The organism is Microcoleus sp. bin48.metabat.b7b8b9.023 (genome assembly GCF_013299185.1).
In the GTDB taxonomy this organism is placed as follows: domain Bacteria; phylum Cyanobacteriota; class Cyanobacteriia; order Cyanobacteriales; family Microcoleaceae; genus Microcoleus.
The window spans coordinates 37,308-53,140 of sequence record NZ_JAAFKG010000030.1 but is presented as its reverse complement, the minus strand read 5'-3'; the positions used below and the strand labels follow the sequence as shown (position 1 = coordinate 53,140).

The window sequence follows — 15,833 nt, the reverse complement described above, 5'->3', positions numbered from 1 at the left end:
CTGGCAAGGCCGCGACCGGATGCAAGTTCCGAACTTCCTTGTAGTATCACGCGTCATGGCACTGACCTATGAAACCCAAACCCCTCACGCAGATTCGGCTCCGCTGAATCCGCCAAGGGTACTTGACAAGCTAGTTTTAGACCTGATTAATTCGCCCAGGAGTAGGGAATAGCATGAGTCGGGGAGATGGAAGCAAACTGAAACTAATGGTAGTCGATGACGAACCCGACAACTTGGATTTGCTGTACCGGACGTTTCGACGCGATTTTCAGGTTTACAAAGCAGATAGCGCCCTCAGCGCCCTGGAAGTTCTAGACGAACAGGGCGAGATGGCGGTGATTATATCTGACCAGCGGATGCCAGAAATGAATGGTACCGAGTTCTTGGGGAAAACAGTCGAACGTTTTCCGGATACAATTCGGATTCTGCTGACGGGATATACCGATGTTGAAGACTTGGTAGAGGCAATTAATGCAGGTCAAGTTTTCAAATACATCACCAAACCGTGGAATCCTGAAGAACTGAAATCAGTTATCAATCAAGCGTCAGAAACTTACAAATACTACAAGCAGCGCAGCGTTGCACTGCGTCGCGCTTTACGTAAGGAATCTCTGTTTAATGAGGTGATGAGCGTGATTCGCGGGTCGCTAGATTACTCTAGTATGGTACAAACTATTGTTCAAACCGTAGGTCAAACTTTTGAGGCCAACTATTGTATGCTGCGGCCGGTAGAGGTCGATCGACTATTACCCAGTACCTTTCCCTACCAAGCCCAAAACGCCGAACCTAGCAGCTTTTCTTTTGATGAAAATTTGCTGGTTCAAGCCGTAGCCAGCCGCCAAACTCAAGTCAGCGCCAACAGTGGGGCTGACGGTAACTCGGTTGAGATTGCTGTGCCCCTAACTTATCAGCAAGACTTGCTGGCGGTACTAGCCCTGTGTCAGCAAGGTGGCACTAACCCTTGGTCGGGAGAAGAGATAGAGTTAATAGAAGGTGTAGCAGCTCAAGCTGCTCTCGCCCTGTCTCAAGCTAAGCTCTATCAGCGCACTCTGGATTTAGCCAATCAGATGCAAAACGAGTTGGAGGTGGCCCGCCAAATCCAAACAAACTTGTTGCGCCAAAGTTGGCCGGATTTTGAAACTGTCAGGGTGCAAGCTTGTTGCTATCCCGCGCGGGAAGTTGGCGGTGACTTTTTTGAGGTCTACGTCCACTCTCAAGGGGATATTTGGATAGCTGTGGGAGATGTTTCCGGTAAGGGTGTTCCGGCTGCTCTATTTATGGCTAGCGCGATTTCGGTGATGCGGCGCGAACTTTCTCAAGAAGTTTCTCCCGAACCCGAGAGAGTGATGCAGAATATGAACAGCAGTATGGCTGACGATCTGATCGGCAACAACCATTTTATTACCATGGTTGTAGCTCGTTACACTCCGTCAACGGGACACCTGGCTTTTGCTAATGCCGGTCACATTTATCCCATCGTTTGGTCTAACTCAGAGGTGAAAGCTCAAGCAGCTAGCGGTGGAACACCAGCAGAGCCGAATTTCCTCAAAGCTCGCGGTATTCCCTTGGGGATATTGCCAGTCTGGAAAGGTAAAGCTGGTGCGATCGAATTAAAGTCAGGAGATGTATTTCTGCTGACAAGTGACGGGATTACTGAAGCTAGCGTGACCACTAAGGCGGTCGCAGGGGGCGAAGAAACCCGTTCTATGCTACAACAAGAAGGGCTTTGGCAACTTTTGATTCAAGAGCCTGGTTCCTTCAACTTGGACAATTTGTTGGCTTACATCCGAGCTGACAATCCCGTTCAGGAAGATGACCAAACCATACTCTCTCTGGAGGTTCTCTGAATCTGTCAGTCATGCCGACGAAGAGTCGGGGGCTTTGGGTCTCAAAAACTCCAGCCGTCAGTTGAGGGCCTACAGATTAATACAGAGAACGCGGGCGATCGTCTTCGTTGGCGTAGCCCCCGTAGGGGCGGGCTTCGCTAACGGCAAAAGTTAGAGAACTAGCACGTCAGTCGATTTTAGATTTTAGATTTTAGATTTTAGATTTTAGATTTGACTCTCGCATTGAATCTGGGAGCTTGAACTTTCCTCTAAAATTTGGATCTCTCCACGACTGAAGTAGGTGGCACGGTATCCGTTTTTGGGCGGGTCAATGCCTAACTTTTAACTGATGCTTTGCGATCGACGCTTTCAAAAAAGTCTATTGCATCGATCGCCCGCTATTGAGTATCCTCTATGTAGTGGCAAATATTAACGCCAGATAAATTTGGTGCGTCATGTTTCATAAAACTAATACGGGATGCGGGAAACTCAGAGACTTTAGTCCTTCCTAGGAAAGCGACGCGGAGGACTTTAGTCCCCGTGTTCTTCGTAGTATGATACAATTTAGATTGTGAGTAAGAACAAAAACATCTACGTGTTGAAACATCCTAGTATCGGAGAAATCCCTGCAACTTAGTACGCAAGAGTGAGAGGCAACACAAAAAGAGCTAATAATGGCAGGATGTCGAGCGTACCGCGTCTTGGCAAGCGTGATGGATTCTGAAAGCATTAGAAACAACAATCATTAGCTAGTAACTATCGCTTGACGATGAGTGACTAAGTAGACGGCGCTTGACGGTCGTAACGAGATTAGATTTAGGTCACACCCTTTGTCTAATTCTGTCAGTAGAATCTCAGCGGCTTTAGCCCGCTTGAGTGTCAAACCTGGTCTGAAGACACAGGGTTTTCAAACTTACGGGATTTTTTTATGAATACTGAGCTTCATGTGCCAAGCGACTTGCGGTTTTTAACAATAGTTGAAAATTGGTTGCTGAGCAGTTTGGAAGTTGAGCTAGGAGAGCACGTCGATTGGCCGCGTCAGTCGAATCGTTTGCGCTTGGTGTTAGCAGAAGCCTATTCTAACGTGATCCGCCATGCTCACAAAGATCAACCCAATCTGCCAGTTTTAATTCGCTTGAATTTAAAAAATCGGGATATTGGTTTAGAAATTTGGGATTACGGTAAAGGTTACGAAATGGATACTTACAGTCCCCCGAGGCCGGAAGCTAAACAAGAAAGTGGCTATGGCTGGCTGATTATGAGCCGACTTATGGATCGGGTGGACTACACTTTGCAATTAGACGGTCGTAACTGTCTGAAGTTGGAAGCGAGTTTGCCGGAAAAATCTTAATTAGTCATTAGTCATTAGTCATTAGTCATTAGTGATTGACAATGTTTTTGATTCTAGTGGTTGTCTGTCGCACCGTTTAGTCATTAGTCATTAGTCATTAGTCATTAGTGATTGACAATGTTTTTGATTCTAGTGGTTGTCTGTCGCACCGTGCGGTGACAGCCACTTTTTCTTGCAATCTCGTCCCTCTCTAACCAGACTCTAAGATTGTAGAGCCGAAGGAAGAAGAAAGAATTAAGAAGAAACAAGCAACAGTAGCTGTAGGGTGCGTCGCTATTAAAAATCCGTAAAGAAAAGCGACTTTTCGAGTAGCGACGCACCTCTATCGCGAGTTAAGCAAACAACTCCTCGTTTTACTCATCCCCAACAATTATGTACCAATACTTTTTATAAATCGTATAACATAACAACGTTTTAGCTGTCGGCTGCGGTTGCTCTAGGTACTGTTGCGGGCTGATAAATACTGAAAAAATCGGCTTTCTATAGCGTTGGCTATGCTTAGATAGATGGGAGCCTCTCAGTTTGGATTTTATAGTGCTGTCCCCGAAGAGCGATATATTCAACACTCGCTTTTCGGGGATAGCACTGTAAAAAAATTGCTTTTTTGCATTCATTGGGATGCTCCCTCTGGAGATGAGGTTATTCCTCACTATAAAACAATTTCATTGCGGTCGCTTTCTTGGCAATTACCAATTACCAATTTGTGCCTCACTCCCTGGATAATTCCTATATTAAGAACCGAATTTCTTAGGTCGCAGAGTCAGCAATTCTTGGGGAGATGCTAAGAGTTTGACGGTAACAGAAACAATTTCTTGCTGAAAATTGAGCAAAAAAAACCATCCGACATTAATACCAAATGCGGGAGTTTGCACCCGGCCGCTGACCTGAATTTCAACTGTCCCATCTTCTAAAATTTTGCTTACACTTTGCTGGGGTTCGAGATTCATTCCTGGCGCTTCTGTTTTTAGATAACTGGCGATCGAGCTTTTGCCGATAATTGGCTCTTCAAAGGGCGCGTGCAGAACTCCGTCCTCAGCAAACAGATTAACGGTGGATTCAAAATCACCGGCGTTAAAAGTTTCAAAATATCGCTGTACCGCAAGCTTTGTGAGACCGACGATATTTATAGAGCGAGTTAAAATAGGTCTAGTTGTGGCGGTCATATAAGAAGTGATTTGAGATGAATAAATCTAATGTAATCATTCTCTCGGTCACAGGAAATCCATCAAAAGATATAACTAGGGTCATAAATTTTATCTAAAAAATCAATAATGTTATGGGCCTGCTGGAGCTTTGAGGCCGATCGACCGAAATTGTACCAGTTACCAAAAATAATGCAACTGTAGGCAAGTCGCAAACCCTTATGCCATCAGCCATTACCAATCCTTGAATCCTTCAAATCTCAAATCAAAAATCGAAAAATCTCAAATCTCAAATCAACTAAACCCAGACACCTCGTGGGATCTGGGTTGCTGTAGAGTCTTTGTTAAACAAGAAGATGCTATTTCCGCATCAAATTCATCAATTCCTTAGGAGAAGCCAACAAGTCGATCGCCACAAAGAAAATTTGACCTTGAGGATCGAGCATAAACCGCCACGCGATGTTCATACCCACATTGGCGCCGAACCAAGGAGTTTCGACTTTACCCGTGACTTTGACTTGGCGGTAGCCATCTTCAGCCGGCTCCGACACACCTCGCTCGGGCAGCATTTTCAGGCCGATGCACTCTTCCCGCATATAGTTGAGGATAGCTTCGCGACCGACGATCGGCTTTTGGAAAGGCGGTTGGAGAGCACCGTCTTCAGCAAATAAACCGACGGCTGGGGTGAAGTCGAAGGCGTTCATGTTGTCGATGTAGCTGAGCACAGTTTTCTCGCTGATACCCTCAATCTGGGTTTTCACCCGCTCTGCTACAGCGGTAGGAGTGCTGCGAGGAGCAGAGCGTTTGCCGTATTCTTGGCTGAAATCGGGATCGTAGCCCATGTGAACTACGGTGTTGCGAAGTACAGTAATTTGTTGACCCGGATCGAGCTTCTTGATGTTTTCAAGGACTTGGGTTGCTTCGGGAGACATTTGATAGCCAGCAGGGATGGGAGCGACAACGCCCTGTTTCATCAACTGTCCCAATTCGTACCAGAAACCGAGTTTAGTGTTGACGCGCAAGGAAGTGTAAATCCGGCCGATGGTGGTGTCGGCATTGCTTGCTAGGTCAAACATGGTTTTGCTTTGAGCAGCCGGCGACATCTGTTTGATTTCGCCCAGCACGCCTTCGACAAGCGCCATGCTCGCTACTCCGGGGGCTGCTGCGGTGATAGAAATGCCCATTTCGGTGTAAGCATACCAGAGCAGTGCTAGTTGGTCTTCGACGGTGAGTTTGTAGAAAGCGTCGGTAGTAGCCGGAACAGCACTAGCAATCTCGGTGTTGGAGAAAATAGATTGAGCGGATTGAATACTAACTGCCATGTGTATATTCTGCGATTCGCTGTGGGTTTTACTTGCGTACTTGAATAGGCGAATCGAATTCTCCCTTCATTACATTATGTAACGTTGTGTGAAATCTTTAACATTTTAGAGTTCAAATTTATAAATATAAAGGTTGCAAAAGTATTATCAATGCTGTCCCAAATTAAGCTCAAGATTGCTAGACTTGTGACGCATTTTGTGCATTTGATTATAATCCTATGAAAATATCAATTAATAGCGATCGCATTAAGCAAAAAGGCCTAGAGTTAGGATTTCACAAGATTGGGATCGCCTCAGCACAAACCCAAACGCAGGTAGATGCACAAAGATTGCAGGCTTGGCTGGACAACGGTTATCAGGCGGATATGGCATGGATGACCAACCCGAAACGGCTGGATATTCGATCGCTCGTGCCAGACGTGCAGTCATTAATATGTGTCGCCCTCAATTACTACACGCCTCACCAACGCCCCGAGAATCCCTCGTTGGAGGGAGACGATGCAGTCAGAGAGTATGCTAAAATCTCTCGCTACGGTTGGGGGCGGGATTACCACAAAATTCTGCACAAAAAACTCAAGCTGTTAGCAAATTGGGTGCGATCGCAAGGCGAAGGAATTGAAGCACGGTATTATGCTGATACCGGGCCGGTTCAGGATAAAATGTGGGCCCAGCGGGCGGGGATTGGCTGGATTGCTAAAAATGGTAATGTAATTTCGCGAGAATACGGTTCTTGGGTGTTTTTGGGCGAAATTTTGACTAATATCGAGTTAGAGCCGGATGCGCCACACACTCAACATTGCGGTACCTGCACTCGCTGCATCGAGGCGTGTCCGACGGCAGCTATTACTGAGCCTTTTGTCGTGAATGCCGATCGGTGCATAGCTTATCATACGATCGAGAATCGGGCCGAAAAACTGCCCGACGAAATAGCATCTAATTTACAAGGTTGGGTAGCAGGTTGCGATATTTGTCAAGATGTTTGTCCTTGGAATCAGCGATTTGCCAAACCAACGGATGTTGCAGAATTTGAGCCTTATCCTGAAAACATAGCACCAACGCTTGCAGAATTAGCCACAATTTCCGATGAAGAATGGAACCGCCGATTTACAGCTTCGGCACTGCGGCGAATTAAACCCGAAATGCTACGCAGAAATGCCAAAGCAAATCAAATAAAAGGTTCGTAGTGAGGACTTTAGTCCGCATAAACGAAAGAACTAAAGTCAAAAGGTTCGTAGTGAGGACTTTAGTCCGCATCCAAGAAAGGACTAAAGTCCTCACTACGACGAACCAATATTATTATAGGAATTCTCGAAGGACATACTATCATTAGTAGTTACCGTATTTTTTTCTTATTCCTGCTTCTCAAATTTATGTCGGCCCATGAACCCACACAATACGATGCAATTTTGGGCGGTAAAAATCCACCTCCAATTAATGCTGCTGTCTTGGGCGGCATAGCAGGAGTCAAGCAACGCTTAGCCAGCCCCCTAGCTGAAGCAAGGTTAGCAGCACTTTCGGATGCTTTCAACTACCCAGAAGCAGGTTTAGAAGCAGCAATTACAGTTTTTGACGATGCTGACGAGCGGGTGCGAGCTGCCGCCGCTGCGATGTTTTGTCGGGAAGAACAAATTAGCTTGCTTGAAAAAGGTACAACAATCTGGAATAAATGGAGAGTGCAAAATTTACTTTTATTGGGCGGATTTTTAGATTTGAGTTGGACAAATTTGAGCGGATATAATTTGAGTGGAGCTAACTTGAGGGAGTCTAATTTAGCAGGAGCAAGTTTTGAAGGTTGTAATTTACAAACAGCCAAAATTTTTCAGAGTAACTTGGAAGTAAGTAATCTTAAAAATGCCGATTTGAGTGGAGCTAACCTGAGTCGCTCGAATCTCAGCGGGGCTGATTTGCAGGGAGCAAATCTGAGTCAAGCAAACCTCCGTTTAGTTAATTTGCGCCAAGCTAATTTATGTCAAACTATCCTGAAAAAAGCTAAACTTGGTGGGGCTGATTTGAGCGGTGCGGATTTGACTGGTGCTGATTTGACTGGTGCTGATTTGAGTCTGGCAAATCTGGAGGGAGCAAAATTGACAGGAGCAAATCTGGCGGGGATTAAATTAATTCGATCGAATTTGAATGGCTCAAATTTTAATAGGTTTGTTTTTGCAGGAGCTAATCTGCGGTGGAGTACCTTCGCAGGTGCTTGTTTTGCGGGAGCTAATTTGCGCGGTGCTAATTTGGAGAAAACTGATTTGACAAATGCTGATTTTTCTCAAGCAGATTTTACGGGAGCTAACCTGTGCGATGCAGATTTTAATAAGGCTAATTTAGCTGGTGCTAATCTCAGTGGTGCTATTACCAAAAGAGCAAATTTCCTGAAAGCAAATCTCAGCGGGGCTAATTTCACACAGGCTAATTTGAGCAGTGCCGTTTTGAAAAAAGCTAATATTGATGGGGTGATTTTTAATGAAGCTAATCTTTCGCGATGTGCTTGGAGATGATAATTAGTCTTGTTTGATTTCTATGAGGGATTGAATATGGATAAACGGCAACGCTGTTTTGTCTGCAAGAATAGTTTTCAACAGCCGCATTTTTTTTATAGCGGTTTGTGTTGTGATTGTGGCGAAGTGAATTATGCAAAACGCAACGAAACGGCTAATTTGCAGGGACTGTTTGCTTTGGTGACGGGAGCGAGGGTAAAAATTGGCTATGCTGTAACTCTGAGGTTGCTGAGGGCTGGTGCTTCGGTAATTGTTACCACTCGTTTTCCTCGCGATGCTGCTAAAAGGTATGCTGGAGAACCGGATTTTGGCGATTGGGGCGATCGCCTGCACGTTTACGAGTTAGACTTGCGGTATATTGCGAAGGTTGAGCGTTTTGCAGAACACCTCACATCTTGCTATCCCCGACTCGATATTATTGTCAACAATGCGGCTCAAACCGTTCGTCGTCCTCCGGAATTTTACCAGCATTTGAGGGATTTAGAGGCTCTGCCTTTCGAGGTTTTGCCTGCGGAAATTAAGCGGCTGGTAGCGCGAACGCACTTTTTGGCTGATAATATTGGTGGCGATATGTCAAAAAAGTCGATCGCACCCGAAGATTCAGACAGTAAAACTCTCAGCACTTTAGCTGTCTCTTTGGATGGAGAAAACTTGATATCAGAGGAAGATAACCCTAGTTGGTTTCCGGTGGGGATGTACGATAGCGACGGACAGCAAATAGATTTGCGCCCTTTCAACAGTTGGCTGATGAAAGACGATGAGGTGAGCATTTTGGAGTTGTTAGAAGTTCATGTAATCAATGCAATCGCTCCTTTTGCAATCAACAGCAGGCTCAAGCGACTAATGAACAATCTTCCAGACAACTGCAAATATATTATCAATATTTCTTCAAAAGAAGGGCAATTTGACGGTGACAAATCTTGGCGTCACCCGCATACTAACATGGCAAAAGCCTCACTGAACATGATGACTCGCACCTGCGCCAAAGAGTACGCCAAACACAAGATTTTTATGAATGCAGTCGATCCGGGATGGGTGAGTTTTCTACACCCTCATCCTCAAGTTTTAACGATGCAAGCACGGGGCGTTCAACCTCCTTTTGATGCGATAGATGCGGCGGCACGAATTTGCGCCCCGATTTATGCGGGCATAAATGAGAAACGCTATGTTTATGGTAAATTATTTAAAGATTATGCTGATTCGCCCTGGTGATAAGTAGAAGGAAGAAGGAAGTTCGGCAACGGATTATGTAGCGGATGTAGCGGATGTCACGAATTCTGTTTGATGAAAGTCGCAAGAAGGAAAAAGGAAGAAGTTGTGATTTATGATTTATTTGTGGGGTGCGTCAGCTAGAAAAAATTTGAGATAAATGAAATATTTCAAAACTGACGCATCGGGAAAAATTGGTGCGTCAGTTTTGAGAGTGTTAGCAGGAAATAACAATTATCGCAACTGACGCACCCTACTTTATAGTTATTTATGTCTAGGTGCATCAGTTTTACGATTCTCAAATTGTGGCATTTAAAATGTATAATGCAATGTGGCAGTGTAGCTTAGTGGTAGAGCGATCGCCTCTTCAAGGCGAGAGACAACCGTTTGATTCGGTTCGCTGCCACCAGCAACGTAGTTTAAATGGTAGAATTCCCTGGAGTATACCGGGAGATGCGGGTGCGATTCCCGCCGTTGCTATCTTTTTTTGCGTTAACAATCAAAAGGCAATGAGTAATATAGAAGAGATTTACCCTTCGTGATGTAATCTTCCCCAATGACGAAAGTAATTATTTTTGATTTTGACGGTACTTTAGCAGATACAATCGATATTCTCCTGAATATCACCAACCGTTTGTCAGTAGAATTCGGCTTTAAGTCTGCGACAAAAGATGAACTGGCTCAATTGAGCAACTTAACTTCTTGGCAAATCCTCCGGTATTCTGGAATTTCTCTCTTCAAATTCCCGCTGCTGATTAGAAAATTGAAAGCAGAGTTGCACAGCGAAATTCCTAATATTGAATTATTTGCGGGAATTAAAGAAGTTTTGCTGGAGTTAAAGAACCTTGGCTTTCAACTAGGCATTATCACCTCTAATTCCCAAGAGAATGTCTTAGCCTTGCTAGAAATCAACGGGTTGCAAAACACTTTCAGCTTTATTTACTCGGGTTCAACTTTTGGCAAACATAAAGTTATTAATAAATGGCTGAAAAAAGAGCATATAAATCCTGAAGAAGTCGTGTATGTAGGAGATGAAATCCGAGATATAGATGCTGCTAGAAAAACTGGTATTAAGGTAATTTCGGTAAGTTGGGGTTTTAATTCTCAGGAAGTTTTGGCTGCACACAATCCCGATTTTTTGATTGAACGGCCTCAGGAATTGCTCGATATTATGAGTAATCTGGGAAGACTGTAACTTTTTGTAAAGAAATATTTTACATTGTAAAGTAGTAAATACTTTATGTCCGGACAGGTTGAAGAAATTGATTGAGGCTGATATAAAGAAAAAGGAAAAGATTTACTCGATCGCTCAAAATAAAGAGGAACAGTATTATGTCAGCCTTTGAAACTTTCTTGACGTTCGGCTTTGCTTCAGTTTTCGCCGTAGCTACTTTAGCAACTTGGTTGCGTTTCACCAACCCGCCTTCTGCCAAGCGCAATTAGTTCTCTTATTTTTTGAATTTGGTATAATATTTTGAGAAAAGCAATCCCAAATGCTTTTAGCGATGGGATAGGTCGTGGGCGTAGCTCAGCCGAGGCGGGTCAATCCGCTCGAAGTGAAAGCGAAAGGGGAGGGACTTGATGCCTCCCACGTCATGTCATAGATGACTATACTTTTACCAGCTATTAGAGTCGGGTTTCTTAACCTGATGGATAATTCGCCGAAACCCTGTTTCTATGGAAATGTTTTGCCATCCATATAGATATTTTCTCAGAAACCAGGTTTCTTAGACTTTGCATAATTCCCAGAAACCCGGTTTCTCTCGAAATGTTTTGCTACCCAGCAGATATTTTCTCAGAAACCGGGTTTCTTAGACTTTGCGTAATTCCCAGAAACAAAGAAAGAATAATCTTTTAGTCTGCTTCACTTCGTTTCAGTGCGGCTAAAACTGCTTGCTGGCTAACTGTTTGGTAGATTTTGCTCAAATGCTGTTTGATGGCGTCTGATGCGGGGGAGGATTTGGTAGTTGTGAGTTTGCCGTCGGTTGCGAGGGGAATGGGGCCTAAAATATCTAATACTGTTTCGCTGCTGGGCGGTGGCACAATCACGACTAGAGATGATTCTAGCTGCTGGTTGTATTCCCAAAAGCGATCGACCTTTGGCACTTTAGCATTCGCGGCGGGGGAATTGTCATCGGTGCTTGGCTGGGAATTTTCCTCTGCTTGGGTACCCCGTCTCTGACGGAGTGCGGTTAAAATTTGTTCTTTGGTTCTACCGCGCAGTTGAAACAGTACAAAGGGGTCTTCGCCGAAGCGATCGCCCAATAAGTAGTATACTGCACTGATGTGTTTGCAAGGATTTTTCGGGTCAGGACAGCTACAGCGCGATCGAATATCTGACAAACTTAACGGAAATAGGGTTTTTCCGGCCGCGGCAAATACATCTTCAATATTGTGAGGCATTTCTCCTGCTAATAGTTTAGCTGAAAAAACCGCTCTTTGCGACATATTTTCAATCACGTATTCCCAATCTTCATCGCTCAAGGTATCGAGTCCCAAAGAAACTTGATAGGGTTTTGGTTCGCTACCTTGAACTATAGCTATTACTTCTTGATTGGGAAATTTAATACTGAGAACTTTACCTTCGCGAGCATATTGCCACCCACGTTCTAATCGCTTTTTGAAGCGGTAGGTATTGATTAAATCGAGCCATTGTTGCGTCCACCATTCTCTGTCAATCATAAGCCGAAGGAAGAAGGAAGAAGGAAGAAGGAAGAAGGAAGAAGGAAGAAGGAAGAAGAAGAAGGTTTGTAGTGAGGACTTTAGTCCGCAAAAATAAGGAAGAAGGAAGAAGGAAGAAGGTTTGTAGTGAGGACTTTAGTCCGCAAAAATAAGAAAAAAATAATAAGGTTTGTAGTGAGGACTTTAGTCCGCGTTTAAGAAGGACTGAAGTCCTCACTACGAACCTAAAAATTATTCTTCTTCTGTTTCTATGATAGCATTGCGATCGAGAATTAGTAAATTGCGAAGTTGGTCAGTATCGAGTTCAGTCAGCCAGTTTTCGCCCGCGCTGACTACTTGTTCGGCTAGAGCTTTCTTACTTTCGATCATATCGTGAATTTTCTCCTCTAAGGTGCCAGTACAGACAAATTTGTGAACTTGCACATTTCTCGTTTGACCGATCCGAAATACGCGGTCAGTTGCCTGATTTTCTACTGCGGGATTCCACCATCTATCGTAGTGGAAAACGTGAGTAGCTCTAGTTAAATTTAAGCCTGTACCGCCAGCTTTCAACGATAATATCATAATCGGCGGGCCTTGCGGATCGTGCTGGAAGCGATCGATCATTTCTTCCCGCTGCTGCTGCTTAATGCTGCCGTACAAAAACAAAACTTCTCGCCCCAAATGCTGTTCTAGATGCGGTTTCAGGAGTTTTCCCCATTCAGCAAATTGAGTGAAAATCAAAGCCCTATCGCCCTCAGCGACCACCTCTTCCAACATTTCCACCAACCGCTGCAATTTTCCCGATTCTTGGCTGTTAATGCTCAATTCTTTGGGCTTACCTTCTGCTTTTACAAGGGCAGGATGGTTGCAAAGTTGCTTCAGTTTGACCAGCAAAGCCAGAATCATGCCCCGGCGCTGAATGCCTTCGGCTGATTCTAAATTAGCGATTGACTCTTCAACTACTTTCTGATATAGTGCCGCCTGTCCTGACGCGAGCCCGCAAAATACAGTCATTTCCTGTTTTTCCGGCAAATCTTGGATGATTGACTTGTCGGTTTTGAGGCGGCGGAGGATGAAAGGCTGCACGAGCGATCGCAAAGTATGCAATGATTCTCTATCTCCATATTTCTCGATCGGAATTGCAAACCGGCGCTGAAAGAAATTGCGCGGGCCCAAATATCCGGGATTGAGAAACTCTAAAATTGACCACAATTCTTGCAATCTATTTTCCACCGGAGTTCCCGTCAGCGCAATTCTAAAAGATGCTTCGATTTGCCGCACTGCTTGCGACTGTTTCGCCTCAGAATTCTTAATGTTTTGCGCTTCATCTAAAACCAATCCCTGCCATTTAGTGCTTTGAATTTCTTTAGCATCGCGAAACACCAGGGAGTAACTGGTAACTATTAAATCTTTTCCCTTAATTGCGGCCGCAAATGCTTTGCCTTTAGCGCGTTGGTCTCCATAATGTAGTAATACTTTCAACGTCGGGCCAAACTTCTTGACTTCGCGTTCCCAATTCCCCAAGACTGATGTCGGACAAACCAGTAATGTGGGATTTTTCAGAGCTTGATTTTCTTGTAAATGTAATAATAATGCAATTAGTTGAGGGGTCTTACCACAACCCATATCGTCCGCGAGACAAGCACCCAAACCCCAGCGTTCTAAGAAGGCAAGCCAGCCAACTCCCAACGCTTGATAAGGCCGCAATTCTCCTCGGAAACTAGCTGGCGCGATCGCACTTACGGCCTCATTATTATTTAAAGTATTCAACAATTCCTGAAGTTGACCAGTTGCTTCAAAATTCACCACAGGCAACTTTTCAATCATCTGAGAATCGCCCGAAGCCAACCGCAAAGCATCTTCCAAAGAAAGAGTCATTTGCTCTTTGCGACTAGCAAAGAAACTTTGAGCCGCCCTGACATCGGTGGCGCGCAACTCCACCCACTCGCCGTTAATTTCCACCAAAGGCGAATTCAACGCGATCAATCGGTCAAATTCTGCCTTAGAAATGCGCTGTCCGCCGATCGTCAATTCCCACTTAAAACTTAACAGACTTTGCAAGCCCAGCCCGCCGCCACTTTCTCCTGCTCCCCCCCTTAGCAAGGGGGGGTTGGGGGGGGTTGTTTCCGCTTGAATACTCAAACCCAAACGACTCGCCCAACCATCAGCCTTTGTCAAACTCGGCGGCAAAACTACGCCCAACCCGCTATCAGCAAACCGCCAAGCCACAGACTTAATAAACTCGTAAGCTTGCAGCGGATTTAGTTGACAAGATTGCGGTCGTTGTGCTTGCAAACTCGGTTCAATTAACGGATAAAGTTTCGAGGCTAAACCCAAGCCGCTGAGCAAAGTTTCTTGAGGCAATTCAATTGTCCGCCCCGCATAATTTAAACGCTCGACTGAGTTGTTCCAAACAGTTGTCGCATCTACCAAAAAATCAGTTTCATCTACTGCTTGCAAGCAATAATTCAAACTCCAGTTAACTTTGCCGGGCGACGGCGGTATTAGTTGAAAACAAGTGTGAAATTGATTTTGCTGAGATAGTTGATTTTGCAGCGGTGCAGCCCAAGCAGTCAGCTTGGTTGCCAACTTTTCCAAAGCTGCTGATTCTGCTTGTACAATCCCAGATTCCTGCTGCAAAGCTTGCAACCATTCGCGGGTTGGAGAAACTGTTTTGATATCTAAAGTTGAGCCAGCAGCCGTTAGCGCAGCCCTCGAAGCCGATCGCACTTCACAATCTACCACACTGCTCAAAAACCCCAACACCAAATCCTCCGCCCCCACCGGCAAATCCACCGCCAAAGCCAATTCCCCGATTTCTGCTTCGCTTTTCCTTTCTTCCTTCTCCCCTCTTCCTTCTTTCTTCTCCCCTCTTCCTTCTTCCTTCTTCCCTCTTCCTTCTTCCTTCTTCCCTCTTCCTTCTTCCTTCTTCCCTCTTCCTTCTTCCTGCTTCTGATACATTCGACAACCTGTCGGCATTTGCTTGGCAAAAGTAGCGAGGCGGAGTGTATCTGTAGAACTATCTAACAAAGGTTGCCATTTAGCAATAGCAGAACCGTCGGATTGTGTTTCCAATGCTGGCAAAAATTTGCACCTCGCCAACAAATCCAAACTCCACCTAGCAATATGAGACCAAAAACGCAAATCCGATCCGACAAAAGAGTCTGGTTCTGTGCTATTGAGTGGCAGTGATTGCAAAAAAACAAAAGCTGCTTGAGGGTTGAGAAAATAACCTTCGACTTGCCAGGGATAAAGATAAATTTCCTCAGTTTTAGCTGGTTCATCCAGTGCTGCCGCTGCTGAGTGCTGCGGGATTAGGGCTGCATTGTCTGCCGAAATTTGGGTGGGAAGTGCGATCGCCCGAACTTGCCTCTGAATCGATAAATCCCCGGTGGGAGGGGCTGCGGTGGTCGTTTTGGGCGATCGTCTAGTCTTCTTGCTTTTCTCCTGAATATCTGCGTTTTCGGGTAATTGCCAGTTGAGTTTGCCCGACTGCTGCAAGGAAGTTAGAAAAGTCTTCAGTTCAGATTCCGTCATTGCCAAAGGATGCTGTAGACTCATCCCCGATTTAACGGTATCTATCGCCCCAATTTTACGCCAAGTTTCTCCCCAAATAAATAAGCCACTTTTTTCGTTTTCCAGTAGCCAACTGCCGTGTAAAATTGCCATTTTTAAATCCTAATATTTTTATTTAATTGCGAGACTTGCTACAGAAGTCCTGTTTGATTTGTGAATAATATAACTCTTGCAAAAAATCCGAAATATCTTGAAATTATCTGCGTTAATCTGTGTTTATCTGCCTGACATTTGCGGTTGACCTA

The 15,833-nt window shown here is 44.8% G+C and carries 11 protein-coding genes, 2 tRNA genes and 1 pseudogene; 10 read left to right on the top strand and 4 right to left on the bottom strand.

The window, feature by feature from the left end:
• The first annotated feature begins 173 nt into the window (after window positions 1–173).
• The 3 genes from QZW82_RS17755 to QZW82_RS17745 all read left to right on the top strand — a co-directional run bounded on the left by QZW82_RS17755 (window position 174) and on the right by QZW82_RS17745 (window position 3,177).
• Window positions 174–1,847, top strand: a complete 1,674-nt coding sequence (locus tag QZW82_RS17755; protein WP_293150474.1) for a SpoIIE family protein phosphatase — start codon at window positions 174–176, stop codon at window positions 1,845–1,847.
• On the top strand, window positions 1,813–2,001 hold the full coding sequence (locus tag QZW82_RS17750; RefSeq protein ID WP_293150471.1) for a hypothetical protein: 189 nt from the start codon (window positions 1,813–1,815) through the stop codon (window positions 1,999–2,001). The genes QZW82_RS17755 and QZW82_RS17750 overlap by 35 nt, the downstream gene beginning before the upstream one ends.
• A gap of 753 nt (window positions 2,002–2,754) precedes the next feature.
• The gene (locus QZW82_RS17745) at window positions 2,755–3,177 is read left to right on the top strand and encodes an anti-sigma regulatory factor (protein WP_293150468.1); all 423 of its coding nucleotides are present in this window, start codon (window positions 2,755–2,757) and stop codon (window positions 3,175–3,177) included.
• Between the two features lie 731 nt (window positions 3,178–3,908).
• Here the strand turns inward: QZW82_RS17745 and QZW82_RS17740 are convergent.
• Both QZW82_RS17740 and QZW82_RS17735 read right to left on the bottom strand, forming a co-directional pair.
• Window positions 3,909–4,340 carry a nuclear transport factor 2 family protein gene (locus QZW82_RS17740; RefSeq protein ID WP_293150463.1) on the bottom strand — a complete coding sequence of 144 codons (432 nt, stop codon included), beginning with the start codon at window positions 4,338–4,340 and terminating at the stop codon, window positions 3,909–3,911.
• A gap of 338 nt (window positions 4,341–4,678) precedes the next feature.
• Window positions 4,679–5,641, bottom strand: a complete 963-nt coding sequence (locus QZW82_RS17735) for an orange carotenoid protein N-terminal domain-containing protein (RefSeq protein ID WP_293150460.1) — start codon at window positions 5,639–5,641, stop codon at window positions 4,679–4,681.
• A gap of 218 nt (window positions 5,642–5,859) precedes the next feature.
• Between QZW82_RS17735 and queG the strand changes: the two genes are divergently transcribed.
• The 7 genes and pseudogenes from queG to QZW82_RS32275 form a co-directional block, all read left to right on the top strand.
• A complete protein-coding gene (gene queG, locus QZW82_RS17730) occupies window positions 5,860–6,825 on the top strand; it encodes a tRNA epoxyqueuosine(34) reductase QueG (protein ID WP_293150457.1) in 966 nt (321 codons plus the stop codon).
• A gap of 186 nt (window positions 6,826–7,011) precedes the next feature.
• Complete coding sequence (locus QZW82_RS17725) at window positions 7,012–8,139, top strand: pentapeptide repeat-containing protein (protein ID WP_293150454.1); 1,128 nt, start codon at window positions 7,012–7,014, stop codon at window positions 8,137–8,139.
• Window positions 8,140–8,175: 36 nt separating this feature from the next.
• Window positions 8,176–9,351: an SDR family oxidoreductase gene (locus QZW82_RS17720; protein ID WP_293150451.1), complete on the top strand. Its 1,176-nt coding sequence runs from the start codon at window positions 8,176–8,178 to the stop codon at window positions 9,349–9,351.
• Between the two features lie 330 nt (window positions 9,352–9,681).
• Window positions 9,682–9,757: transfer RNA gene (locus QZW82_RS17715), tRNA-Glu, on the top strand.
• Window positions 9,757–9,828: transfer RNA gene (locus QZW82_RS17710), tRNA-OTHER, on the top strand. Before QZW82_RS17715 ends, QZW82_RS17710 begins: the two co-directional genes overlap by 1 nt.
• A 76-nt stretch (window positions 9,829–9,904) precedes the next feature.
• Window positions 9,905–10,543 carry an HAD-IA family hydrolase gene (locus tag QZW82_RS17705; protein WP_293150448.1) on the top strand — a complete coding sequence of 213 codons (639 nt, stop codon included), beginning with the start codon at window positions 9,905–9,907 and terminating at the stop codon, window positions 10,541–10,543.
• Between the two features lie 270 nt (window positions 10,544–10,813).
• Window positions 10,814–10,952 (top strand): annotated as a pseudogene (locus tag QZW82_RS32275) (RNA-guided endonuclease TnpB family protein); the annotation flags it as partial.
• A 250-nt stretch (window positions 10,953–11,202) separates the two neighbouring features.
• Here QZW82_RS32275 and QZW82_RS17700 read toward each other — a convergent pair.
• Both QZW82_RS17700 and QZW82_RS17695 read right to left on the bottom strand, forming a co-directional pair.
• Window positions 11,203–12,030 carry an SWIM zinc finger family protein gene (locus tag QZW82_RS17700; RefSeq protein ID WP_293150445.1) on the bottom strand — a complete coding sequence of 276 codons (828 nt, stop codon included), beginning with the start codon at window positions 12,028–12,030 and terminating at the stop codon, window positions 11,203–11,205.
• A gap of 231 nt (window positions 12,031–12,261) precedes the next feature.
• A complete protein-coding gene (locus QZW82_RS17695; protein ID WP_293150443.1) occupies window positions 12,262–15,681 on the bottom strand; it encodes a DEAD/DEAH box helicase in 3,420 nt (1,139 codons plus the stop codon).
• Window positions 15,682–15,833 lie beyond the last annotated feature (152 nt).